19 protein-coding genes are annotated in these 22,588 nt (G+C 65.1%); 4 read left to right on the top strand and 15 right to left on the bottom strand.

Annotated features, from left to right (window positions below; all coding sequences use genetic code 11):
* Nucleotides 1-190: 190 nt before the first annotated feature.
* The 9 genes from mgtE to dusB form a co-directional block, all read right to left on the bottom strand.
* Nucleotides 191-1,561 carry a magnesium transporter gene (mgtE, locus tag AC066Y_RS34320; protein WP_478277729.1) on the bottom strand — a complete coding sequence of 457 codons (1,371 nt, stop codon included), beginning with the start codon at nucleotides 1,559-1,561 and terminating at the stop codon, nucleotides 191-193.
* Nucleotides 1,562-1,719: 158 nt separating this feature from the next.
* Nucleotides 1,720-2,895 carry an FAD-dependent oxidoreductase gene (locus AC066Y_RS34315; RefSeq protein WP_478277728.1) on the bottom strand — a complete coding sequence of 392 codons (1,176 nt, stop codon included), beginning with the start codon at nucleotides 2,893-2,895 and terminating at the stop codon, nucleotides 1,720-1,722.
* A 34-nt stretch (nucleotides 2,896-2,929) separates the two neighbouring features.
* Nucleotides 2,930-4,216 (bottom strand): GTPase HflX, encoded by a 1,287-nt coding sequence (hflX, locus tag AC066Y_RS34310; RefSeq protein WP_478277731.1) that lies wholly within the window; start codon nucleotides 4,214-4,216, stop codon nucleotides 2,930-2,932.
* A 119-nt stretch (nucleotides 4,217-4,335) separates the two neighbouring features.
* The gene (gene hfq, locus AC066Y_RS34305) at nucleotides 4,336-4,584 is read right to left on the bottom strand and encodes an RNA chaperone Hfq (RefSeq protein WP_006020546.1); all 249 of its coding nucleotides are present in this window, start codon (nucleotides 4,582-4,584) and stop codon (nucleotides 4,336-4,338) included.
* A gap of 384 nt (nucleotides 4,585-4,968) precedes the next feature.
* Entirely contained in the window at nucleotides 4,969-6,339 is a 1,371-nt protein-coding gene (gene ntrX / locus AC066Y_RS34300) for a nitrogen assimilation response regulator NtrX (protein ID WP_028331957.1), read from the bottom strand.
* A 17-nt stretch (nucleotides 6,340-6,356) separates the two neighbouring features.
* The gene (locus tag AC066Y_RS34295; RefSeq protein WP_478277727.1) at nucleotides 6,357-8,813 is read right to left on the bottom strand and encodes a sensor histidine kinase NtrY-like; all 2,457 of its coding nucleotides are present in this window, start codon (nucleotides 8,811-8,813) and stop codon (nucleotides 6,357-6,359) included.
* Nucleotides 8,814-8,985: 172 nt separating this feature from the next.
* Nucleotides 8,986-10,428, bottom strand: a complete 1,443-nt coding sequence (gene ntrC, locus AC066Y_RS34290) for a nitrogen regulation protein NR(I) (protein WP_029084144.1) — start codon at nucleotides 10,426-10,428, stop codon at nucleotides 8,986-8,988.
* 9 nt (nucleotides 10,429-10,437) lie between these two features.
* Complete coding sequence (locus tag AC066Y_RS34285) at nucleotides 10,438-11,604, bottom strand: two-component system sensor histidine kinase NtrB (RefSeq protein ID WP_092114488.1); 1,167 nt, start codon at nucleotides 11,602-11,604, stop codon at nucleotides 10,438-10,440.
* A complete protein-coding gene (gene dusB, locus AC066Y_RS34280) occupies nucleotides 11,601-12,602 on the bottom strand; it encodes a tRNA dihydrouridine synthase DusB (protein ID WP_478277726.1) in 1,002 nt (333 codons plus the stop codon). Before dusB ends, AC066Y_RS34285 begins: the two co-directional genes overlap by 4 nt.
* A 285-nt stretch (nucleotides 12,603-12,887) precedes the next feature.
* On the opposite strand from dusB, the gene AC066Y_RS34275 reads away from it, so the two are divergent.
* The 3 genes from AC066Y_RS34275 to AC066Y_RS34265 all read left to right on the top strand — a co-directional run bounded on the left by AC066Y_RS34275 (nucleotide 12,888) and on the right by AC066Y_RS34265 (nucleotide 15,242).
* A complete protein-coding gene (locus tag AC066Y_RS34275) occupies nucleotides 12,888-14,084 on the top strand; it encodes a bifunctional 2-C-methyl-D-erythritol 4-phosphate cytidylyltransferase/2-C-methyl-D-erythritol 2,4-cyclodiphosphate synthase (RefSeq protein ID WP_478277725.1) in 1,197 nt (398 codons plus the stop codon).
* 1 nt (nucleotide 14,085) lies between these two features.
* The gene (locus AC066Y_RS34270; protein ID WP_478277724.1) at nucleotides 14,086-14,685 is read left to right on the top strand and encodes a CinA family protein; all 600 of its coding nucleotides are present in this window, start codon (nucleotides 14,086-14,088) and stop codon (nucleotides 14,683-14,685) included.
* A 170-nt stretch (nucleotides 14,686-14,855) separates the two neighbouring features.
* On the top strand, nucleotides 14,856-15,242 hold the full coding sequence (locus AC066Y_RS34265) for a BA14K family protein (protein ID WP_478277723.1): 387 nt from the start codon (nucleotides 14,856-14,858) through the stop codon (nucleotides 15,240-15,242).
* A gap of 35 nt (nucleotides 15,243-15,277) precedes the next feature.
* Here AC066Y_RS34265 and AC066Y_RS34260 read toward each other — a convergent pair whose 3' ends face one another.
* The 4 genes from AC066Y_RS34260 to lipA form a co-directional block, all read right to left on the bottom strand.
* A complete protein-coding gene (locus tag AC066Y_RS34260) occupies nucleotides 15,278-15,691 on the bottom strand; it encodes a hypothetical protein (RefSeq protein WP_478277722.1) in 414 nt (137 codons plus the stop codon).
* 70 nt (nucleotides 15,692-15,761) lie between these two features.
* Nucleotides 15,762-16,223 (bottom strand): type II toxin-antitoxin system RatA family toxin, encoded by a 462-nt coding sequence (locus AC066Y_RS34255; RefSeq protein WP_478277721.1) that lies wholly within the window; start codon nucleotides 16,221-16,223, stop codon nucleotides 15,762-15,764.
* On the bottom strand, nucleotides 16,223-16,762 hold the full coding sequence (locus AC066Y_RS34250; RefSeq protein ID WP_478277720.1) for a P-loop NTPase family protein: 540 nt from the start codon (nucleotides 16,760-16,762) through the stop codon (nucleotides 16,223-16,225). Before AC066Y_RS34250 ends, AC066Y_RS34255 begins: the two co-directional genes overlap by 1 nt.
* 67 nt (nucleotides 16,763-16,829) lie before the next feature.
* On the bottom strand, nucleotides 16,830-17,789 hold the full coding sequence (lipA, locus tag AC066Y_RS34245) for a lipoyl synthase (RefSeq protein WP_456762919.1): 960 nt from the start codon (nucleotides 17,787-17,789) through the stop codon (nucleotides 16,830-16,832).
* 132 nt (nucleotides 17,790-17,921) lie between these two features.
* Here lipA and AC066Y_RS34240 point away from each other — a divergent pair, with 132 nt between their 5' ends.
* Nucleotides 17,922-18,527 carry a DNA-3-methyladenine glycosylase gene (locus AC066Y_RS34240; RefSeq protein WP_478277719.1) on the top strand — a complete coding sequence of 202 codons (606 nt, stop codon included), beginning with the start codon at nucleotides 17,922-17,924 and terminating at the stop codon, nucleotides 18,525-18,527.
* Between the two features lie 18 nt (nucleotides 18,528-18,545).
* Here AC066Y_RS34240 and AC066Y_RS34235 read toward each other — a convergent pair whose 3' ends face one another.
* Both AC066Y_RS34235 and AC066Y_RS34230 read right to left on the bottom strand, forming a co-directional pair.
* Entirely contained in the window at nucleotides 18,546-21,413 is a 2,868-nt protein-coding gene (locus tag AC066Y_RS34235) for a valine--tRNA ligase (protein WP_478277718.1), read from the bottom strand.
* A gap of 253 nt (nucleotides 21,414-21,666) precedes the next feature.
* A complete protein-coding gene (locus tag AC066Y_RS34230) occupies nucleotides 21,667-22,404 on the bottom strand; it encodes a PopZ family protein (RefSeq protein ID WP_478277717.1) in 738 nt (245 codons plus the stop codon).
* Nucleotides 22,405-22,588: the final 184 nt, after the last annotated feature.

Genomic DNA, 22,588 nt, shown 5'->3' with positions numbered 1-22,588 from the left:
GTCGCGGAAACCATCTTGGCCCAGCGATCAACACGATCGCATCAAACAGGCCGGACATATGGATGACAGCGATCCGACCAAGCCCAGAACGCTCTTGTGCCACGGGGGCCGTCCACATATGGGTCCCTGCTTCCGCAGGGACGACATCGAATATGTGAAGGGGCCGCATCAAAATGCGCAGTCCCTCACCTCACAGCAGCGTGCCGTGCAGGATGACCGCCGCAACGCCGAAATAGATCACGAGGCCGGTGACGTCGACCAGCGTCGCGACGAACGGCGCGGACGCGCTCGCCGGATCGAAGCCGATGCGCTTGAGGATGAACGGCAGCATCGATCCGGACAGCGAGCCGAAGGTGACGATGCCGACCAGCGCGGCGCCGACGGTGATGGCCACCAGCACCCAATGCGGGCCGTAGTCGAACAGGCCCAGCGTCTGCCAGAGCGTGATCCTGACGATGCCGATCAAGCCCAGGATGGCGCCGAGCACGATACCAGTCGGCAGTTCGCGCATGGCGACACGCCACCAGTCGCGCAACCGCACCTCGTGCAGCGCCAGCGAGCGGATCAGCAGCGAGGTGGCTTGGGAGCCGGAATTGCCGCCGGAGCTCATGATCAGCGGAATGAACAGGGTCAGGACGATCGCCTTCTCGAGTTCGCTCTGGTACGACTGCATCGCGGTTGCGGTCAGCATTTCCGAGAGGAACAGCGCGCACAGCCAGCCGCCGCGCTTCTTGATCATTTCGAGGAAGCCGATCCGCAGATACGGCTCGTCGATCGCTTCCATGCCGCCGAACTTCTGGGCGTCCTCGGTCGATTCCTCGACGATGGCGTCGATGACGTCGTCGACCGTGACGATGCCGAGGATATGGCCGGGGCCGTCGACGACGGCGACCGCGAGCAGATCGTAGCGCGAGATCAGCCGCGCCGCCTCCATGCGGTCGGCCTCCGGCGAGATCATCAGCGGCTTCCGCGCCGGTGCCGCGGTGAGCACATTGGCATGCGGATCGGCCGAGATCAGGCGGCGCAGCGGCACCGCCTGGATCAGGGTCTTCTTGACCGGGTCGATCACGAAGATCGAATAGACGGTCTCGCGGGTGCGCTCGACCATCCGGATGTGATGCAGGACCTCGGCGATGGTCCAGTTCGAGGGCACGCTGACGAATTCGGTCGTCATGATGCTGCCGGCGCTGCGTTCGGGATAGGCCAGGAGCCCGGAGATGACGCTGCGGGTATCCGGATTGAGGCCGTTCAGCAGCGTGGTGCGCAGCGGCTCGACCAGTTCCTTGAAGATGTCGGCGGCGCGGTCGTCGGAAACGCCTGATAGCAGCGACACCGCCGTGTCCTTCGGCAGCTCGGCCAGGATCTCGCAGGTGTTGTCGAGCCCGGGCAGGTCGAGCACCTCGATCGCCTTCTCGGCCGGCAGCGATTGCAGCAGCTTCGCCGCATCCGCCGGCTCCCGGGCATTGAGGGCATCGACGATCTCTGGCGCCCGCACATGGGCAAGGTCCCCGTTCTGGCCGGCGAGCGTGTCGTGGGTAATGGTTTCGCTGGTGTCCTGCATCGATCGGCCTCGGCTTTGCGTCCAGCAGCGCAATGAACCAAGGCGGCGCAGATTTCAAACAGAAAGTGCGGCGGCACGTCGCAGGCGCTGTCGAGTGAAGCCGCGTCACGGCGCCGTCACATTTCGGGAGATTGCGAGGTGCCGTGCCGGAGGGCCGCTCAGGCCCGGCTGAACAGTTTCGCGGCGTCGTCCACCGCCTGGCGCGCGGCGGCAAGATCCGGCGTCTCGTTGTCGTCGTTGTAGCCGAAATAGTCGTTTTCGCCGACCGGCTGGACGACGATGCCGTCGCGCCGGCCGAGCACGCTGAGGTTGCGGTAGAAGACGCCGTAACTGACATCCGGCTGGGGAATGAGCCAGGCGATCTGGCCGCGCACCGGAACGATGCTCTCGTCACGAAACAGCGCACGGGCGCCGTAGCCGGTGCAGTTTACAATGACGGTCTCGCGGACCTTCGAAAGATCGGACGGCGTGTGCAGTTCGATCGGGATGAAGAGTCCCCCGGCGCGCTGAAACTCCGCTTCGAGCTGACGGTAGAGATCCGTAACGTTGTAGGTGAGCGAGGCGCTCTTCCACGCGTACGGCGCGGGAAACGGATTTGCTCCGGCGGCCAGCAAGTCCCATCGCGGCGTGAGCGACCTGATCCGGCCGCGCAATTCGAGGAATTTCTTCGAGCCGTCGCCCGAGGCATGCTGGCGCCTGTGCGGACGGCCGTCGGCATCAGGCGCATCGTCGGACAGCAAATAGCGATCGGTCCATTCGATCGGATTGCCGGCAAGGCCGAGATAGCTTTGATGGGTGGCAAAGGTCGTGCGCGCCATCCGCTCCCAGCGGTCGGCAAAGTCCGGCGTGACGTCTGCTTCCATCGCGATACGCGAATCCGGCGACCAGTCCCCGGTCGCACGCGCCGAGCGCACCTGCGGAAAGCGCTCCTTGGCGTAGATCGTGACGGTCGCGCCCATCCTCTGGGCGGTGATCGCCGTCGTCAAACCGATCGCGCCGGCGCCGAGGACGGCAATGTTGCGCGCGCTCAATTGCAGGGCGAGCGGCACGGCGTCCTGCGCGGCGCCCCAGGACAGCGACCAGCCGCTGCCGCCGTGTCCGTAATTGTGGACGACATATTTGCTGTCGATCCATTCCGCTTCGATGCGCGGACCGGCAGCGCGGAACGGACGCAGGCATACCGTGACACGAAACATGCGGTCCGGACGCGCAAGGACCGGCCGGAGCCCGGGCGCGTCGACGAAAGCAGCGTTGTCGGCAAGCCCACGCGTTGAAATCCCTGCGACCGCAGCGCTTGCCAGGCCGCCGCCGAGAAATGTTCGACGGTTGAACATCGATCCCCCTTGCCGCCCGCGGATTTTCGGGACGCTACGTCCCGTGCGGCAGAGCATCGAATCGTGACATGACGATGTCGCGCTTGGTCTCGTCGACCCGCACCGTCATGTCGAAGCGGTCGCCATTGAGCTCCTTGTTCAGGACCTCGGCATTGCGATGCAGCCAGCTGATGCCGGCGCCGTCGGAAGCGTCGATCGAAAGATTGAGCGTGATGCGCTTGGCCGCGAGGCGATCTTCGATCGCGGCCAGGAGGTCCTGGATCCCCTCGCCTGTGACGGCCGAGACCAGGAAGCAGGGCCGCTCCGGCGGCCGACGCGCGGCGATGTTGCGCAGATTGTCCCGTTCCTCCGGATCGAAGCGATCGATCTTGTTCCAGACCTCGATGATGCGCTGGCCGCCATCGGCGTTGGGATCGATGCCGAGTTGGTGCAGCACCGCCTCGACGTCGCGCTCCTGCGCCTCCGCATCCTCATGGGAGATGTCGCGGACATGCAGGATGATGTCGGCCTCCAGCACCTCCTCCAGCGTGGCACGGAACGCGGCCACCAGCTGGGTCGGCAGATTGGAGATGAAGCCGACCGTGTCCGACAGCATCGCCTTGCCGCCATGCAGCAGGTTGAGCGCACGCAGGGTCGGGTCGAGCGTCGCAAACAGCATGTCCGCGGCCTGCACGTCGGCGCGCGTCAGGCGGTTGAACAGGGTTGATTTGCCGGCATTGGTGTAGCCGACCAGCGCCACCACGCGGTACGGCACGCGCTGGCGTCCGGCGCGATGCAACCGCCGCGTCGCCTGCACCTTCTTCAGCTCGTTCTCAAGCCGCGTGATGCGATCGCCAATCAGGCGGCGGTCGGCCTCGATCTGGGTCTCGCCCGGACCGCCCATGAAGCCGAAGCCGCCGCGCTGGCGTTCGAGATGGGTCCACGACCGCACCAAGCGGCTGCGCTGGTAATTGAGATGGGCAAGCTCGACCTGCAGCGCGCCTTCCTTGGTCTTGGCGCGGCGGCCGAAGATTTCCAGGATCAGGCCGGTGCGGTCGAGCACCTTGGTGCTCCAGGCCTTCTCGAGATTGCGCTGCTGGATCGGCGACAACGCGCAATCCATCACCACGAGTTCGACCTTATCGCCGGCGACGAGGCCGTTGATCTCCTCGACCTTGCCCTTGCCGAGATAGGTCGCGGGCCGGATCTGGCTGATCGGCGTGACGATGGATTCCACCACGGTGAGGTCGATCGCACCGGCAAGGCCGGCGGCTTCCTCGATCCGCGCTTCGTAGTCGCGGACAGAAGAATCCGCTTGCGCATCGCCGTCGCCACGGCGCATGCGCAGGTACGGGCCGATGACGATCACCCGCCCGGTGCTCAAGTCCCCCGCCGACCCGGGCCTAGACTTGGTCCGGTCGACGCCCCCTTCAGGATTGAAGGGTTCCAATCAATTCACTCTCAAGCCGGTGCGTCCTCACCACCTTCGAACAGCTGAATCGGAGCGCCGGGCATGATGGTCGAGATCGCGTGCTTGTAGACAAGCTGCGAGTGACCGTCGCGCCGCAGCAGCAAGCAGAAATTGTCGAACCATGTGACAATGCCCTGCAGCTTTACCCCGTTGACCAGAAATATCGTCAGTGGCGTTTTTGTTTTACGAACGTGATTAAGGAAGGTGTCTTGTAGATTTTGTGCGCGGTCTGCCGCCATTGTTTTTGTCCCGCAAGCTTGTGCTTCTTTTTATTGAACCGGTTGCGGCTCTCTGACGGAGCCTCCTCCGGCTGCCCGCCTGCCCTGAGATCCCCCTCTGGCACGCGTAGCGGTACGATTAGAGGCCACGCGCGGTTTTTAGGCAAGCCGGTTCGCGCAGCAGTCGGTAGGAACACGGTGGCAATTCTAAGAAAGTGCAGGGAAAGAGACGAATATTCTCGTGGAGAGTGGATAAATCCCCCGGTTGTGCCGGCTCTGCCCCTCACCTCGCGCGCCCACCCCGGACCCGAGCCTGGCTCCTGCTTCCCCGGCGGTAGCCGCCGAGGCTTCGCGCCAAGCCGCCGGCGCCCGCCCAGGCGTATCGGGATCAGCCGACCCCAAGCGTCAGCCGACCCCGAGCGCCTTCAGCTTGCGATGCAGCGCCGAGCGCTCCATGCCGACGAACTCCGCGGTGCGCGAGATATTGCCGGAGAAGCGGCTGATCTGGGCGATCAGATAGTCGCGCTCGAACACCTCGCGCGCCTCGCGCAGCGGCAGGCCCATGATGTGCTCGCCATTGTTGGAGGTCGGCATCGCCGGCACCATGGAGCCGACGTCCTGCGGCAGCATGTCGGCGGTGATGATCGCCTCCGGTCCGCCGCCGGCCAGGATCATCACGCGCTCGACATTGTTGCGGAGCTGGCGGACGTTGCCCGGCCAGACATGCGACTGCAGCACGGCCATCGCATCCTGTCCGATCTGCCGCTTCGGCAGGCCGGTGGCGGCGGAAATCTGGTCCATGAAATAGTCGATCAGCTCGGGGATGTCCTCGCGGCGCTCCGACAGTGGCGGCACCCGGATCGGCACCACCGAGAGACGATGATAGAGATCCTCGCGGAAACGCCCTGCCGCGATTTCCTCCTCGAGGTTGCGCGCGGTCGAGGAGATGATGCGGACGTCGACATGAACCTTGCCGGTGCCACCCTGGCGCTGGAAGGTCTGATCGACCAGCACGCGCAGGATCTTGTTCTGGGTCTCGCGCGGCATGTCCGCGATCTCGTCGATGAACAGCGTGCCGCCATGCGCTTCCTCGAGCGCACCGGCCTTGCGCTGCTGCTCGCCGTTCGATCCCTCGATGCCGAACAGCTCGATCTCCATGCGCTCCGGCGTGATCGCGGCCGCATTGATCACCACGAACGGCCCCTCTGCGCGCCCGGAGGCATGATGCAGCGTGCGCGCGGCGAGCTCCTTGCCGGCGCCGGAGGGACCGACGATCAGGATGCGGCTGTTGGCCTTGGCGGCGCGGTCGATGGTCTGGCGCAGCTGGTTCATGCAGGCCGAGCGGCCGGTCAGGACGCTCGCAGCCGGCGCCAGTTGCTTGAGCTCCTTCACCTCGCGCTTGAGCCGCGAGGTCTCCAGCGCGCGGGTCGCGACCAGGATCAGCCGGTCAGACTTGAACGGCTTCTCGATGAAGTCATAGGCGCCGCGCTTGATCGCCGCGACGGCGGTCTCGATGTTGCCGTGGCCGGAGATCATCACGACCGGCAGATCGGCATTGTCCTTCTTGATCTGCTCGAGCAGCTGCAGGCCGTCGAGCTTGGAGCCCTGCAGCCAGATGTCGAGGAAGACCAGGTTCGGCCGGCGGTTGGCGATCTCGGCAAGCGCCGAATCGCTGTCGCGCGCGGTGCGCGTGGAAAACCCCTCATCGTCCAGGATACCCGCAACTAGGTCGCGAATGTCAGCTTCGTCGTCGACAATCAGAATGTCACTTGCCATGGGTTACACCTGCGTTGTCAGTCGCGCGTCGCGGCTTTGATTCTTGGCTGTTGGCTTCTTGGCTCTTGCGCATTTGGCTCTTGGTTACTTGGTTCTTGCTGATCGGGTTCTTGGATTGGTTGTTGGATTTTTGGTTCATTGTTGGTCGCCTGTGCCGGGCCGTTGGTCGGCTCCTGCGGCGGATTTTTTTCACTGTCGGGGTCGGATGATTTCACGTCCGGCTTTTGTTCCTTGTTCTCCGGTTTGGCCGCCTGGCCCGTGACGGAAAAGCGCAGCCGCATCCAGGCACCGCGCTGGCCGTCGCGGAAATCGGACGCGTCCTTGAGCTCGATGCGGCCGCCATGGTCTTCCAGAACGCGGCCGACGATCGCAAGGCCAAGACCGGTGCCCTTGGCCCGTGTCGTGACATAGGGCTCGAGCAGCCGCGCACGGGCGACCTTGGGCAGGCCGATGCCGTTGTCGACGACATCGATCAGGATGTCGTCGCCCTCGCGCTGCGCCACGACGTCGATGCGGCCCTTGCCGAGCTCCTCGCGCGGCACCTGCTCGATCGCCTCGGTCGCGTTCTTGATGATGTTGGTCAGCGCCTGCGAGATCAGCCTGCGGTCGAACTGTGCCGGCAGCGGCGACTGCTTGATGTCGGCCTCGATGTCGAGATCGGGATGCGCGACCTTCATCAGGAACACCGCCTGGCGCACCACGTCGGCGACGTCCTCGCCTTCCATCACGGGCTTCGGCATCCGCGCAAAGCGCGAGAACTCGTCGACCATGCGCCTGATGTCGTCGACCTGGCGCACGATGGTGTCGGTGCACTGCTCGAAGATCGACTTGTCCTTTTCTTCGGTGATGGTCTTGCCGAACTTGCGGCGAATACGCTCGGCCGAGAGCTGGATCGGGGTCAGCGGATTCTTGATCTCGTGGGCGATGCGGCGAGCGACGTCGCCCCAGGCCGAGGTGCGCTGCGCGGAGACCAGTTCGGTGATGTCGTCGAGCGTGATGATGTAGCTGTCGCGGGACTGGCTGGTCTGCTCGGCCGAGACGCGAACCGACAGATTGCGCTCATTGCCGTCGCGCAGGATCGTGACCTGCCCCTGCACCAGGCGCTGCGTGCCCTCGCGTGCGGTCTTCATCATCTCATCGAGTTCGGGCAGCACGTCGGAGAGCGGATGGCCGAGCGTCTCCGACTCGGCATGCCCGATCAGCTTCTCGGCCGAGCGGTTGAGGACGCCGATGGTGCCGGAGGCGTCGACCCCGATGATCCCTGCGCTGGCCGACGATAGCACCGCCTCGATGAAGCGGCGGCGGCTGTCGATGGTCTCGCTGGCGTCGACCAGCTCATTGCGCTGGGTGCGCAGCTCCTGGGTCATCTTGTTGAAGATTTCGCCGAGCATCGCGAGGTCGCTTGCCGATTTGTGGACCGGTACCTGGACATTGAGGTTGCCGGTCGAGACCTCGCTCGCGGCGCCCATCAGCTGGCGGATCGGCGACACCAGCCCGTTGGCGAAATTCAGGCCGATCAGCACCGAAGCCATCAGGATGGTCAGCGCGATCACCGCGAACATCAGCGCGAACGCCACCTGGATGCCCAGCCTGCGGGTCTCGAGCTGGGCGTATTCGGCGGCGCTAGTCTGGGTCTGCTTGAGCTGCGCAACCACGGCCGGATCGAGCAGACGCGCCACATAGAGGAACATGTCGTCATAGGCCCGCAGGCGGACCACGGAGGCGACGTAATTTTCCGGGAACACCGAGATCTTCGGCTCGGTCTCGTTGATGTCCTTGAGGATATCGGGTGGCGGCGCTTCATAGTTGAAGCGGACGCCGGTTTCCGCGCTGGCGACGATCTTGCCGTCCTTGTCCATCAACACCGCGACCGGGAGGTTGCGCGCCTCGGCGCCGGCGGTCAGGAGTTGCAGGAACGTCATGCGATCCTGATCGTAAAGCGGACGTGCATGGGCGAGATCGTTGGCCATCGCCAGCGTATCGCCGTTGATGAGCTGCGCGTGCTCCTGCATGTAGGCGCTGGCGATCGTCAGCGAGTTCTGGATCACCTGCTTGGTGGGCCCCGAGAACAGCCGGTCGAGGCCGCGCTCGATGGTGACGTTGGCGACGATCGACACCAGCACGGCGGGGAGCACCGCGATCACCGAGAACAGGCCGACGATCTGCACATGCAGCCGTGCCGCCGCCCGGCCCCGCCGCCTCGCCTGCACCATCTGCCAGACTTCCCGGACGATGATGCCGACCAGCAGCAGGATCGTGGCGGCGTTGATCATCAGGAAGGAGCGGACGACGTCGGAGGTCGGCTCGATCGGGGTCAGGCCGGTCAGCACCACGAAGGTCAGGAAGGCGGACAGCAGCGCGATCGCCACGGCGAACGGCGCCAGCCAGCGCCGCAGCGGGAAGCCCCGCGCCTCTGCAGTGGGCTCGGCCGGGGGCGCGTGTAAAGTTGAAGCGGTGGTCTCTGCGCTGGTCATACCGGCAATTGAGCTGAGTGCGATCGCCCGCGGGAATTGCGAACTGATGCAATCATATCACAATGTTGCCGAATTGCGACATTTCCGCGGCGCAAACCTCGGTGCGGCGCCGTGTCCTCAAAACCATTTGTGACTACTCAAAGACGGCGGCGAGGCTCGCGCCCCGTCAGCCCTAGCCACCGCTCCGGTAGACCTGGATATCGAGGTCGCGGATCTTCTTGCGCAGCGTATTGCGGTTCAATCCGAGCAGGTCGGCGGCCCGGATCTGGTTGCCGCGGGTCGCGGCCAGCGCGGCGGTCAGAAGCGGTATCTCGATCTCCTTGAGGATGCGATGGTAGAGGCCCGGCGGCGGCACGCCGTTCGGGAAGCCGGAGAAGTGGGAGGACAGATAGGCCTCCACGGCACCGCCGAGATTGTCGACGCCGACGGTCGCGGTGCTGCCGGAGGTGACGGCCGGCGGCGCCAGCTCGCCGTCGATGACGGAGGCAGTGATGACGTCCTGCGGATAGAGCGCGGCGAGCCGCCGGGCGAGATTTTCCAGCTCGCGGACGTTACCCGGCCAGCGGTGCTGCTTCAGCCGCTCCAGCGCCTGGGTGTCGAGCTTCTTCGGCGGCAGACCGTCCTTCTCGGCGAGCGAGAAGAAGTGCCGGATCAGGTCGGGCAGATCCTCGATCCGCTCGCGCAGCGGCGGCAGCCGCAGCGGCACCACGTTGAGGCGGAAGAACAGATCTTCGCGGAACAGGCCCTGCTGGATCAGGATGCGCAGATCCTTGTTGGAGGCCGCGACGATGCGCACGTCGGTCTTGATCGGCGTGCGGCCGCCGACGGTGGTGTATTCACCCTGCTGCAGCACGCGGAGCAGACGGGTCTGCGCCTCCATCGGCATGTCGCCGATCTCGTCGAGGAACAGCGTGCCGCCCTCGGCCTGCTCGAAGCGGCCGGAGGCACGGGTGTTAGCGCCGGTGAAGGCGCCGCGCTCATGGCCGAACAATTCGGATTCGATCAGGTCGCGCGGGATCGCCGCCATGTTGACCGCGACGAATGGGCCGTTGCGGCGCCGGCCATAGTCGTGCAGCGCGCGCGCGACCAGCTCCTTGCCAGTGCCTGACTCGCCCGAGATCATCACCGTGAGATCGGTCTGCATCAGCCGCGCCAGCACGCGGTAGATCTCCTGCATCGCCGGGGAGCGGCCGACCAGCGGGATCGAGTCGAACTCGCCGTCGTCGGCGGGACTGGAGACCCGCTCCTTCGGCTCGGCGAGCGCGCGGCCGACGATGGTGATCAGCTCCTTCAGGTCGAACGGCTTCGGCAGATATTCGTAGGCGCCGCGCTCGGAAGCGCGGATCGCGGTCATGAAGGTGTTCTGCGCGCTCATCACGATGACAGGCAGGTTCGGCCGCATCTTCTTGATCCGCGGCAGCAGATCGAACGCGTTCTCGTCGGGCATCACCACGTCGGTGATGACGAGATCGCCCTCGCCCTGGCTGACCCAGCGCCACAGCGTGGCGGCGTTGCCGGTCAGGCGCACCTCATAGCCGGCGCGCGACAGCGCCTGGTTCAGGACGGTCCGGATGGCGGTGTCGTCGTCAGCGACAAGTATGCTACCTGCAGGCATTGTTGTTCCTCATCGTGAGGCAGGCGAGGACGTACCCGGAACGTCATCGCGGTTGCTGTGATCGTGTTGCTTCGCAGCGCTGTACATCGGCATCAGCACGCGGAAGGTGGTCTTGCGCGGCTGCGACTCGCATTCGATGATGCCGCCGTGATCGCCGACGATCTTGGCGACCAGCGCGAGCCCGAGCCCGCTGCCGGTCTGCTTGGTAGTGACGAATGGATCGAACAAGTTCGGCAGCAGGTCTTCCGGCACGCCTGAGCCGTTGTCCTTGACGCAGAATTCCAGCGGCAGCGAGACCCGCGATTTCTTGCCGGGCACCGACAGGCGCACGCCCGGCCGGAACGCCGTGGTGAGGTGGATCTCCGCATCGGTGCCGAGATCGGCAACCGCTTCGGCGGCGTTCTTCACGAGGTTGAGGAACACCTGGATCAACTGGTCCTGGTTGGCCAGCACCGGCGGCAGCGACGGATCATAGTCCTCGATGAAGCGGACGTTGCGGGCGAAGCCGGATTGCGCGAGGCGCTTCACATGATCGAGCACCGAATGGATGTTGACCGGGCCACGCGCCACCGGACGGTCGTCGCCGAACACTTCCATGCGGTCGACCAGCGTCACGATGCGGTCGGCCTCATCGCAGATCAGCCGCGTCAACAGCCTATCCTCTGAGGAAGCCTGCTGCTCGAGGAGCTGCGCAGCGCCGCGGATGCCGGACAGCGGGTTCTTGATCTCATGGGCGAGCATCGCGGCCAGCGCGATCACCGAGCGCGCCGCGCTGCGATGGGTGAGCTGGCGGTCCATCTTGTCGGCGATGGTGCGCTCCTGCAGCATCACCACGATATGCCCGGGCCGCTCGGTCAGCGGCGCGACGTGCAGGTCGACCTGACGATCGCCGCCGATCCGCGGCGTGCCGAGATCGACCTTGTATTCGTTGACCGGCGAGCCGCTCGCCCGGACCTGCTCGATCAGCGCGAGCAGCGGACTGCCGAACGGCACCAACTCCTTCAGCGACTGCCGGCGCAAGAACTGCGTCGAGATCTCGAAGAAGGATTCGGCGGCGATGTTGGCATCGACGATCCGTCCGTCGGGTGCAACCAGCAGCACCGGATTGGGCAGCGCGTTGAGGATGGCCTCGCCATCGGTGGGCACGGGCCGGCGAAATTCCATGGCTGACGTCATGCGGCAGCACTCCAGGCAAAATCGTCATAGGCGTCCTCGAGCGCGCGATGCACGCTGGACGGCTGCTCCGAGGTCAGGATCGCCTGCCGCCAGGTCTTCAACGTTGCCGCCGGCGCGCAGCTATAGGCCGCAGCGGTCTCCAGCGCCCAGCCGAGATGCTTGCGCGCGTGCCTGAGCCCGATACGCAGGCCGTAGTGGCTGCAGACCTCGTCATAGAGCGCGCGAACATGCTTGAGCTGCTCGGCAAGCGACGGCGCAGCCTCGGCGATGCCGGTCTCGAGCCGGCGGCCGACCTGGCCGGGCAGCCAGGGCTGCCCCTGCGCGCCGCGCCCGATCATGACGGCGTCGGCGCCCGACATCTCCAGCGCGCCAAGCGCCTTGTCGAACGAGGTGATGTCGCCGTTGACCACGACCGGGATCGTGACGGCTTCCTTGACCGCGCGCACCGCGCTCCAGTTGGCCTCGCCCTTGTAGAACTGGCAGCGGGTGCGGCCATGCACGGTGATCATCTGTACGCCCGATGCCTCGGCGCGGCGCGCCAGTTCGGGCGCATTGAGCGAGCGATCGTCCCAGCCGAGCCGCATCTTCAGCGTCACCGGCACCTTGACCGCCGACAGCGTCGCCTCGATCAGCGTGACCGCGTGGTCGAGGTCGCGCATCAGGGCCGAGCCGGACTGGCCGCCGGTCACATGGCGCGCCGGGCAGCCCATGTTGATATCGATGATGTCGGCGCCGGCGCCCTCGGCGATCCGCGCGCCCTCCGCCATCCAATGGGTCTCGCAGCCAGCGAGCTGAACCACATGCGGCCCGATCCCGGCTGCCTCACAACGCAGCTTCGACATCGGCTTGCCGTTCACCAGATCGTCGCTGGCGGTCATCTCGGAGACCACCAGCCCGGCGCCCAAAGTGGCGGCGAGTCGCCGGAAGGGCGCGTCGGTAATGCCGGACATGGGCGCGAGGAGAACCCGGTTGGCGACAGCAATATCGCCTATCTTCAATGGGTTACGAGGAGTACTTTGCACGCCGGTCACAGCCGTCTCGTCGTTCTGTCAGCCACGCCATTGCAGCTGACGCCGTCTATTCTGCGCACAATTCTTGTGCAGTCAAGGCTCATGCCTACGGTTTAGACATTCCTACCATCAGTGCAGGTGCACTGCAACAAAATCCGCTTTTCCCACAGTCGTCGGCAAACGCTCTGTTTTTGCGCAGCGTCATGCTAAGGGCTGTGCGCGGCGGTCCCCCGCCGTTCCCCTCATCCCCGAATTGCCTGTCACTGGTTCAACATGTCGAAGCCTGAGCGTACCGCAGCCATCCTTGTCGCAGCCGGCCGTGGACTGCGCGCCGGCGCAGGCGGACCAAAGCAGTACCGGACGATCGGCGGACAGACGGTGATCTACCGCGCCATGGAGGCGTTCTCGGGACATCCCGACGTATTTGCGGTGCAGCCGGTGGTCAATCCTGATGATGCCGCGCTGTTCGATGAAGCGGTGGCTGGCCTCCGCCATCAGCCGCCGACGCCGGGCGGCGCCACCCGGCAGGCCTCGGTCCACGCCGGGCTCGAGGCGCTCGCCAGCGAGAAGCCCGACATCGTCTTGATCCACGATGCCGCGCGCCCCTTCGTCACCGCGGCCGTGATCTCGCGCGCGATCGCCGCGGCCGGCCGGACCGGTGCTGCGATCCCGGTGATTCCTGTCACCGACACGATCAAGGTCACCGGTGATACCGGCGATGTCGAGGCGACGCCGGAGCGCGCCCGCTTGCGGATCGCGCAGACACCACAGGCATTTCGTTTCGACGTAATATTGGAGGCGCATCGTCGTGCCGCGCGCGAGGGCCGCAGCGATTTCACCGACGATGCCGCGCTTGCTGAATGGGCGGGATTGACCGTTGCGACGTTTGAAGGCGATGCTGCCAACATGAAACTCACCACACCCGAAGACTTCGTGCGCGAGGAAGCGCGGCTCGCAAGCCAGCTCGGCGACATCAGGACCGGCACCGGCTACGACGTGCACGCCTTTGGCGATGGCGACCACGTCATGATCTGCGGCGTGCGCGTGCCGCACACGCGCGGCTTCCTGGCCCATTCCGACGGCGACGTCGGGCTGCATGCGCTGGTGGACGCGATCCTCGGCGCGCTGGCCGACGGCGACATCGGCTCGCACTTCCCGCCGAGCGACGCCAAGTGGAAAGGCGCCTCCTCCGACCAGTTCCTGAAATATGCCGTCGAGCGCGTCACCGCGCGCGGCGGCCGGATCGCCAATCTCGAGGTGACGCTGATCTGCGAGCGGCCGAAGATCGGGCCGCTGCGCGACACCATGCGAGCGAAGATCGCGGAGATCTCCGGCGTCCACATCTCGCGCGTGGCGGTCAAGGCCACCACCAGCGAGCGGCTCGGCTTCACCGGCCGCGAGGAAGGCATCGCAGCGACTGCGAGCGCCACGGTCCGCCTCCCCTGGGATGAAACAGGCTGGGGTGCCTGACATGGGCGGCAGCGACGCTCGTGCCCTCTCCCGCGCGCTGCTCGACCTGTGCCGGATGCGCAAGCTGACCATCGCGACCGCCGAGTCCTGCACCGGCGGCCTGGTCGCCGGCGCGCTCACCGACATCCCCGGCTCTTCCGACGTGATCGACCGCGGCTTCGTCACCTATTCGAACGAGGCCAAGCGGGCGATGCTCGGCGTCAAGGCGGCGACGCTGGAGACGTTCGGCGCGGTCAGCAAGGAAACCGCGACCGCGATGGCGATCGGCGCACTGGAAAAGGCCGGCGTCGACCTTGCTGTCTCGATCACCGGGATCGCAGGCCCCGGCGGCGCGACACCGGGCAAACCGGTCGGCCTGGTGCACTTCGCCGTTGCCGCGCGCGACGGCCGCATCGTTCATCGGGAGCAACGATTTGGCGCGATCGGCCGCAGCACGGTGCGGCAGCGCTCGGTGGTCGAGGCGCTCCGCATGCTGATGGAGCTCGCGCGGCCGCCGCAGGCCGCAAAGCCGCGCCGCGAGGCTTCCAGCCGATTGCGGCCGCGCGTGGCCCGGTCGCCGCGAAGCCATGCCGCGAAACGCCGGCGGCCGCCACGCGGATAGGCCTACGCAAGTCGCATCGCGCGAAGGCCAACCACACACCCCTGTGTCAACTGCGACCCAGTGCCGCCTATCTCAGGTGGAACTGCGACGTCGCTTCGCCGTTTTCTATTGTTCCAACTCTGCTGTTTGAATTGTTTTTCCAAACGGCAAATTCCCACAACAAGGAGAAAATGATGAAGTTGGGAACTTTGGTCGTGGCCGCAATCACCTCAGGCGCCATGACGCTGTCGACTATTGCCCCCTCGTTCGCCGCACCGCTCGCGCCCGCGCGGTTGCAGGACCAGCCGACCTCTGTCGAGCACGTGCAGTATCGTCACTGGCATGGCGGCGGCCCGCGTTACGGCTATCGCGGCGGCTACTACGGTCATCGTTATAGCGGTGGAAACGGCGCTGCGATCATCGGCGGGCTTGCAGCCGGCGCGATCATCGGGGGCGCGATCGCGGCGAGCCAGGCAAAAGCCAACAACGACGCCTATTGCTCGCAGCGCTTCCGCACCTATGACCCGGCCTCGGGGACCTACATCGCGTCCGGCGGCGTGCGTCGTTCCTGCCCGTAAGGGTGCAGCGTCAGAGTCACTGCCCAGGCAGCGACTCAACCGCGAGCATCTTCTGGTCGGCCGCTCGCTGAAGATCGCCAACCCATTCCCTGTAGGTTCACCCCAAACGGGCCCGACACGCGATAAACTTTTGAGAAGCATTCATCGATCGTCTGCGCTGCATGCGTTGCGACAGTCCCGATCAGCGCACGACTTACGCGCACATTGTGCCATTGCTCTTTTTGGACCGTGAACCCGCATTTTCTGCAATAGGCCTCAAATCGGTTGGACCGAAGGAAATCGAACCATCCGGCGTGTGGATACGCGAGACTGATAACTCCATCCTGTAATGTCACAACCAGCATGTCGGGTGTTTGGCTAACCGTCATGAACAGCGTTCCCCCCGGCGGCTTGTGCTGAATCAGATGTTCGAGTTCGCGGACAAGATTCTCCCGCGCAACCGGGTTCATCGCCACTTACCCCTAAATGGACGGACGGATTGCGGGTGACCAACAGTCCCCGCGATGAACGAGATAGGCTTCACAAGGTACCCTTGCCGTAGACTTGGTCCGCGCGCTTCTCGAACGCCGCGGCAAAGCGCGAGAATGCGGCATCGAACATCGAGCCCATCAGCATCGCCAGCATCCGGCTCTTGAATTCGTAGTTCAGGAAGAAACCGACATCGCATTCGGTGTCCGACTTCGGCTCGAAACTCCAGCGGTTCTCCAGATTGCTGAACGGGCCGCGCAGATATTCGACCAGAATCTTCAGGTTGGGCCGGTCGAGCGTCACCCTGCTGGTGAAGGTTTCGCGCACCAGCTTGAACGAGACCGTCATGTCGGCGACCACGACCTCAGTGCCGTCGTCCTTGGGCGTACGCTGGCGGATCTTGAGCGCCTGGCACAGCGGCACGAATTCCGGATAGCGCTCGACGTCGGCGACCAGATCGAACATCTGAGGTGCGGTGTGGCGGACCCGCCGCTTGCTTGAGAATCGTGGCATCAGTGGATACTCGCACGGTTTTGCTTCAGTGCGAGGCGCTTCAGATAATCGTCCGCCTGGGTCCGATCGGTGAAGCAGACCAGCGATTGATCGGCGCGCAAGCCGGAAAAATATTCGATCAGCTTCGGCCGCTGCTGCTGGCGATAGGTCCAGACATAGCGGAAGAATTCGAGATCGATCTTCTCCGGGCAACCTTCCGCCATCTCGGGACGAACCTGGCCATAGCTGCCGGCAATCCGCCCCAGGATTGCGAGCACGCAGGTCAGCCGCGGCAGATCGAACCAGATGATCGTATCGGAGAGCTGCCGGCGCAGTTCACCTGCACCGCTCTTCATGTAGTTCCCATCCATGATCCAGCGCGGCGCTTGCGTGACCTCGACCATGCGGCGCTCGAATTCATCCTTGTCGGACTCGACCCAGCCCGGCTTCCAGAACAGCGCGTCGATCGACACGGTCGGGATGCCCGTCATGGCGGACAGCCGTCGCGCAAAGGTCGACTTGCCGGACCCCGACGATCCCATCACCAGAACGCGTTGCATTGGTCCAGTCCAAGGCTCGATCAAGCAACGGCGCGTAATGGCGCCGGCTCACCGCCGTTTACAAAATCTAGCGGCCGCGAGCCGTGCGCGCCGCCTGCAGCTTCGCAAAATCCTCACCGGCATGATGCGACGAGCGCGTCAGCGGACTCGCCGACACCATCAAAAAACCCTTGGTATAGGCGACACGCTCGTAGCCCGCGAACTCGTCCGGCGTCACATAGCGCATCACGGCGTGATGCTTGCGCGTCGGCTGCAGGTACTGGCCGATGGTCAGGAAATCGACCTCGGCCGAGCGCAGGTCGTCCATCACCTGCAGCACCTCGTGCCGCTCCTCGCCGAGCCCGACCATGATGCCCGACTTGGTGAAGATGGTCGGGTCCATCTCCTTGACCCGTTGCAGCAGCCGGATCGAATGGAAATAGCGGGCGCCGGGACGGACCGTCAAATAGCGCGACGGCACGGTTTCCAGATTGTGGTTGAAGACGTCGGGCTTGGCCGCGACCACGCGCTCCAGCGCGCCGTCCTTGCGCAGGAAGTCCGGCGTCAATATCTCGATCGTGGTGGTCGGGCAGCGTGCGCGGATGGCGCGGATCGTCTGTGCAAAATGCTCGGCGCCGCCGTCGGCGAGATCGTCGCGATCCACCGATGTGATCACGACATGGGTCAGACCCAGCTTCGAGACCGCCTCAGCGACGTATTCGGGCTCATGGGCGTCGAGCGCGCCGGGCATGCCGGTTTTGACGTTGCAGAACGCACAGGCGCGGGTGCAGGTGTCACCCATGATCATGAAGGTGGCGTGCTTCTTGTCCCAGCATTCGCCGATGTTGGGGCAGCCCGCCTCCTCGCACACCGTGACGAGGCCATTCTCCTTCACGATCCGCCGCGTATCGGCATAGCCGCGCGTGTTCGGCGCGCGGACGCGGATCCAGTCTGGCTTCGGCGGCGACACGGCATCCGGCCGGTTCACCTTTTCGGGGTGACGCGGGCGGAGCTGAGTGGTGGAGATGGTGTCGACGATGGTGACCATTTGTGCCTGCAAGTCGCGAGAGGCCATAGCTAATCGGTGTTGACGCGGCTCGCAACCCGCCCTGCGACCCTAGCAGATCAGCCCATATATTGGCAGTCTTGCGGTCCGTTCCACGCCGATTCCCACCTCAAAATGGCTCAAAAACCCCGATCGACCCGTGCGACCGCGCCGCGCCTCGGCAAAGCTCTGAAACGCGCCTTCTTCGATCGCAGCGTCCACGAGGTCGCGCCCGACCTGATCGGCGCGACGTTCCTGGTCGGCGGCGTCGGCGGCATCATCACCGAGGTCGAGGCCTACCATCACACGGAGCCGGCAGCCCACTCGTTCAACGGACCGACCCCGCGCAACCGGATCATGTTCGGCCCGCCGGGCTTCTCCTATGTCTACCGCTCCTACGGCATCCATTGGTGCGTCAACTTCGTCTGCGAGGAGCCGGGCTCAGCCAGCGCCGTGCTGATCCGCGCGCTCGAGCCGACCCATGGGCTCGCCGCGATGCGCCGGCGGCGCGGGCTGGAGGATGAGCGCGCCTTGTGCTCGGGGCCCGGCAAGCTCTGCGAGGCGCTCGGCATTACCATCGCGCACAGCGAACTGCCGCTCGACCGTCCGCCGATCGCGCTCCACGCGCGGCTAGAGCCGCCCGACATCGTCACCGGATTGCGGATCGGCATCACGAAAGCCGTCGACCTGCCCTGGCGCTACGGACTGAAGGGATCGAAATTCCTCAGCAAGCGGTTCTGAGGGTCACAGCGTTGGCCGCTATGACGCCCGCTTCAGCAGCTCGATCGCCTCGAGGATCTTAGCGCGGCGCTCCGTTGCTGCCGCGCGCTTCTCCTTCTCTTCCTCGACGAGCTCTTCCGGCGCGTTGGCCACGAACTTCTCGTTGGAGAGTTTTGCGTCGACCCGCTTGATGTCGGCGTCGGCCTTGCCGAGCTCCTTCTCCAGCCGCGCCCGTTCGGCCGCAAGATCGATCACGCCCTTCAGCGGCAGCGCGACGACTTCGCCGCGCACCAGCAGCTGCATGGCGCCTTCCGGCGCAGCCGCCGCGAAGGAGATGTCCGACAATCGCGCCAGGCGCTTGATGGTGTCGTTCCAGCGCTGGGCGCGGTCCCGCGTCTCGTCGGAGGTGGTCACGATCACCAGCGGCGTCAGCGTCGACGGCGGGATGTTCATCTCAGCCTTCACCGACCGCATCGCGGTGACGAGATCGACCACCCAGCCGATCTCGGCCTCGGCTGCGGGATCGCTGAACTCGTCCGCGTCGAGCGCGGCAATGACCGGCGGAATGATCGGATCGACAACCGGACCTGCGGTCGCGATCGCCGCCAGCTGCTCGCCGGTCACGCCCTGCTTGCGCGGCCAGGACGCCAGCACCAGGAGGCCATCGCGCTTTGCGGTCACCGCCCACAGCTCTTCGGTGATGAAGGGCATGAACGGATGCAGCAGCTTGAGGATCTCGTCGCGGGTCCAGGCGATCATGGCGCGGGTCTCGGCCTTGGCCGCGCCCTCCTCGCCCATCAGCACCGGCTTTGCGAGCTCGAGATACCAGTCGCAGAACACGTTCCAAACGAAGCGGTAGATCGCACCGGCCGCATCGTTGAAGCGATGATCCTCGATCGTCTCGGTCACCTCGCGGGTGACGCGCGAAGTCTCGTGCGCGATCCAGCGGTTCAAGGTTTCCTTGGCGCCCTTCGGATCGAAACCGTCCGGCTTCACGCACTCGTTCATCTCGGCGAAGCGGCAGGCGTTCCAGAACTTGGTCGCGAAGTTGCGGTTGGTCTCGACCAGGTGCGGAGACAGGCGGATGTCATGGCCCTGCGCCGCCTCGCGGGTCAGCGCGAAGCGCAGCGCATCGGCGCCGAAATCGTCGATCACGCCCAGCGGGTCGATGACGTTGCCCTTCGACTTCGACATCTTCGCGCCCTTCTCGTCACGGACGAGACGGTGGATGTAGACGGTCGAGAACGGCGCCTCCTTCATGAAGTGGAGGCCCATCATCATCATGCGGGCGACCCAGAAGAAGATGATGTCGAAGCCCGTGACCAGCGTGTTGGTCGGGTAGTAGCGCGCGACCTCCGGCGTGTCGTCCGGCCAGCCCAACGTCGAGAACGGCCACAGCGCCGACGAGAACCAGGTGTCGAGCACGTCCTCGTCACGCGTGATGAAACCCTCGCGCTTGGCGGGGTCGACCGCCATGTCGTGGCCCTGCTCCGGCGTGATGACTTCCTGCTCGACGTAGTAGCCGAGCGCGTTGCCGACTGCCTCTTCCTCGGTCTCGGCGACGAACACCTTGCCGTCGGGCCCGTACCATGCCGGGATCTGATGGCCCCACCAGAGCTGGCGCGAGATGCACCAGGGCTGGATGTTCTCCATCCACTCGAAATAGGTCTTTTCCCAGTTCTTCGGCACGAACGTAGTCTCGCCCGAGCGCACCGCCGCCATCGCCGGCTGCGCCAGCGTCTTGGCGTCAACATACCACTGGTCGGTGAGGTACGGCTCGATGACAACATTGGAGCGGTCGCCATGTGGCACCATGTGGGTGTTGGGCTCGATCCGCTCGAGGAAACCGAACTCCTCCAGCCTTGCGACGATCTTCTTGCGCGCGGCGAAGCGCTCGATGCCGTGAAACTCTGCCGCGAATTCGTCGGCGCCCGCCGGCAGGCCGCGCAGATAGTCCTCGTTGGCGGTGAGATTCAGGCAACCTTCCTGGTCGAGCACGCTGATCTGCGGCAGGCCATGGCGCTTGCCGATCTCAAAATCGTTGAAGTCGTGCGCCGGCGTCACCTTGACCGCGCCCGAGCCCTTCTCCGGATCGGAATAGTCGTCGGCGACGATCGGAATCTTGCGGCCGACCAGCGGCAGGATGACATGCTGGCCGACCAGATCGGTGTAGCGCTCGTCGTCTGGATGTACCGCGACCGCGGTGTCGCCGAGCATCGTCTCCGGACGCGTCGTCGCGACCACGATGAACGATTTGGGATCCTCGGGGCTGAAGCTGCGGCCTTCGATCGGATAGCGCAGGTACCAGAGATGGCCCTTGACCTCGACCTGCTGCACTTCGAGATCGGAGATCGCGGTGAGCAGCTTCGGGTCCCAATTGACCAGGCGCTTGTCCTTGTAGATCAGGCCCTGGCGGTGCAGCTCGACGAACACCTTGACGACCGCACGCGACAGGCCCTCGTCCATGGTGAAGCGCTCGCGCGACCAGTCGCAGGAGGCGCCGAGGCGCTTGAGCTGGTTGACGATGGTGCCGCCGCTCTCCGCCTTCCACTGCCAGACCCGCTCGAGGAACTTGGCGCGGCCCATGTCGCGCCGACCCGGCTCCTGCCGTTCCATCAGCTGGCGCTCGACCACCATCTGGGTGGCGATGCCGGCATGGTCGGTACCGGGCTGCCACAGCACGTCACGACCGCGCATCCGCTCGAAGCGGCACAGGATGTCCTGGAGCGTGTTGTTGAGCGCATGGCCCATGTGCAGCGAGCCGGTCACGTTCGGCGGCGGGATCACGATGGTGAAAGGCGCGGCGTCCTTGCGCTCGGGCCGGCCGGCCTTGAACGCACCGCTCTCCTCCCAGAGCTGGGCCATCCGGAGCTCGATATCGGCAGGCTGGTAGTTTTTCTCGATCATGACAATGCGCTGTGGACCATGGGGAAAGGGTAGAAAGCCGCCAGAACGCACCGAGTCAACTGGACCGGCACGTCCAAAACGGCATTGAGATCGTTTTCGAGCGAGGTGGACACCGGTTCGCATGAAGAAACGGGTCGAAACCGGGAACTGGCGTTTCAGGTCTGATCCTATCAGAACCGAAACTCTGGGGCATTTGGGGGCTGAATGAGGGCTGCCAAGCCCCCTGCGGCAGGAGCTCCCGCCCGCAGCGGAGCTATCGCCCGCGGGAGACTCGCTCGATTTCGGCCTTGACGATCCGCTCGACCAGTCCCGGCAGATTGTCGTCCAGCCAGGACTTCAGCATCGGCCTCAGCATCTCCTTGACCAGATCCTCGAGCGTCCGAGCGTTGTTGCTCAGCACGGTGTTGGCCAGCGAGTTGAAAGCGGATTCGACCGCCCGCATCGTGGTTCCCGAGATGATCTGCTGCATCGGCGCGGTTTCGATTGCCGGCGGTTCCCGCTCTCGCACCGGTTCTCGCATGGGCTCCGGTGCCCGTGTGCGGGCTTCCGTGAACTCGACATCGTCCTGCGGCTCGACCTTACGGAACGACGGCGTGGCCGCCGGCTCCGGCAGCGCCATGTCGTCGGTGAGCTCGAATACGTCGGCTTCGGGTTGCGGCGACGGCCTGATCTCGGACGCAGGCGTCGCCTCGTCGAGGCTGGCGAGCAGCGAGTCGATGTCGTCCTGATTGTTGCTGGCCGGCGCCGGCGCGGCTGGCGGTGATTTCGGCGCTGCCGCGGCGGGCTTCGCGGCCGGGGGCGCTGCGGGCGGCGGGCTCTTCATCGCGGGCTTGGCTGCTGGTGGCGGCGGTTCAACCTTCGGCGGCGGCGCAGCAGCGGCCGCAGGTTTCTCGGCCGCGGCCGGCTTCGCCTCGTCGTCGGCAATGATGCGACGGATCGACGCCAGAATCTCCTCCATCGAGGGCTCTTGGACCTTCGCAGGTTGCGTCATCTCCGACTCCACATCGAAACTTATTTTACATCAAGCCCGAGAGGATTCGCCGGTTCCGATGAAGCAGGCGGAGATTTTCATTGCTCCCGCCCGACTTGTCCCCAGATCAAGCCCGCCCGAGGCTTTGTGCAAGCTTCGTGTCGCCCAATGCAGCATGATCACAGGTGGCGTCGCACCTGCCATC

This window comes from Bradyrhizobium sp. USDA3010 (genome assembly GCF_056429065.1).
Note: the sequence above shows the minus strand (reverse complement) of the source record. Positions and strands in the feature narration are given on the sequence as shown.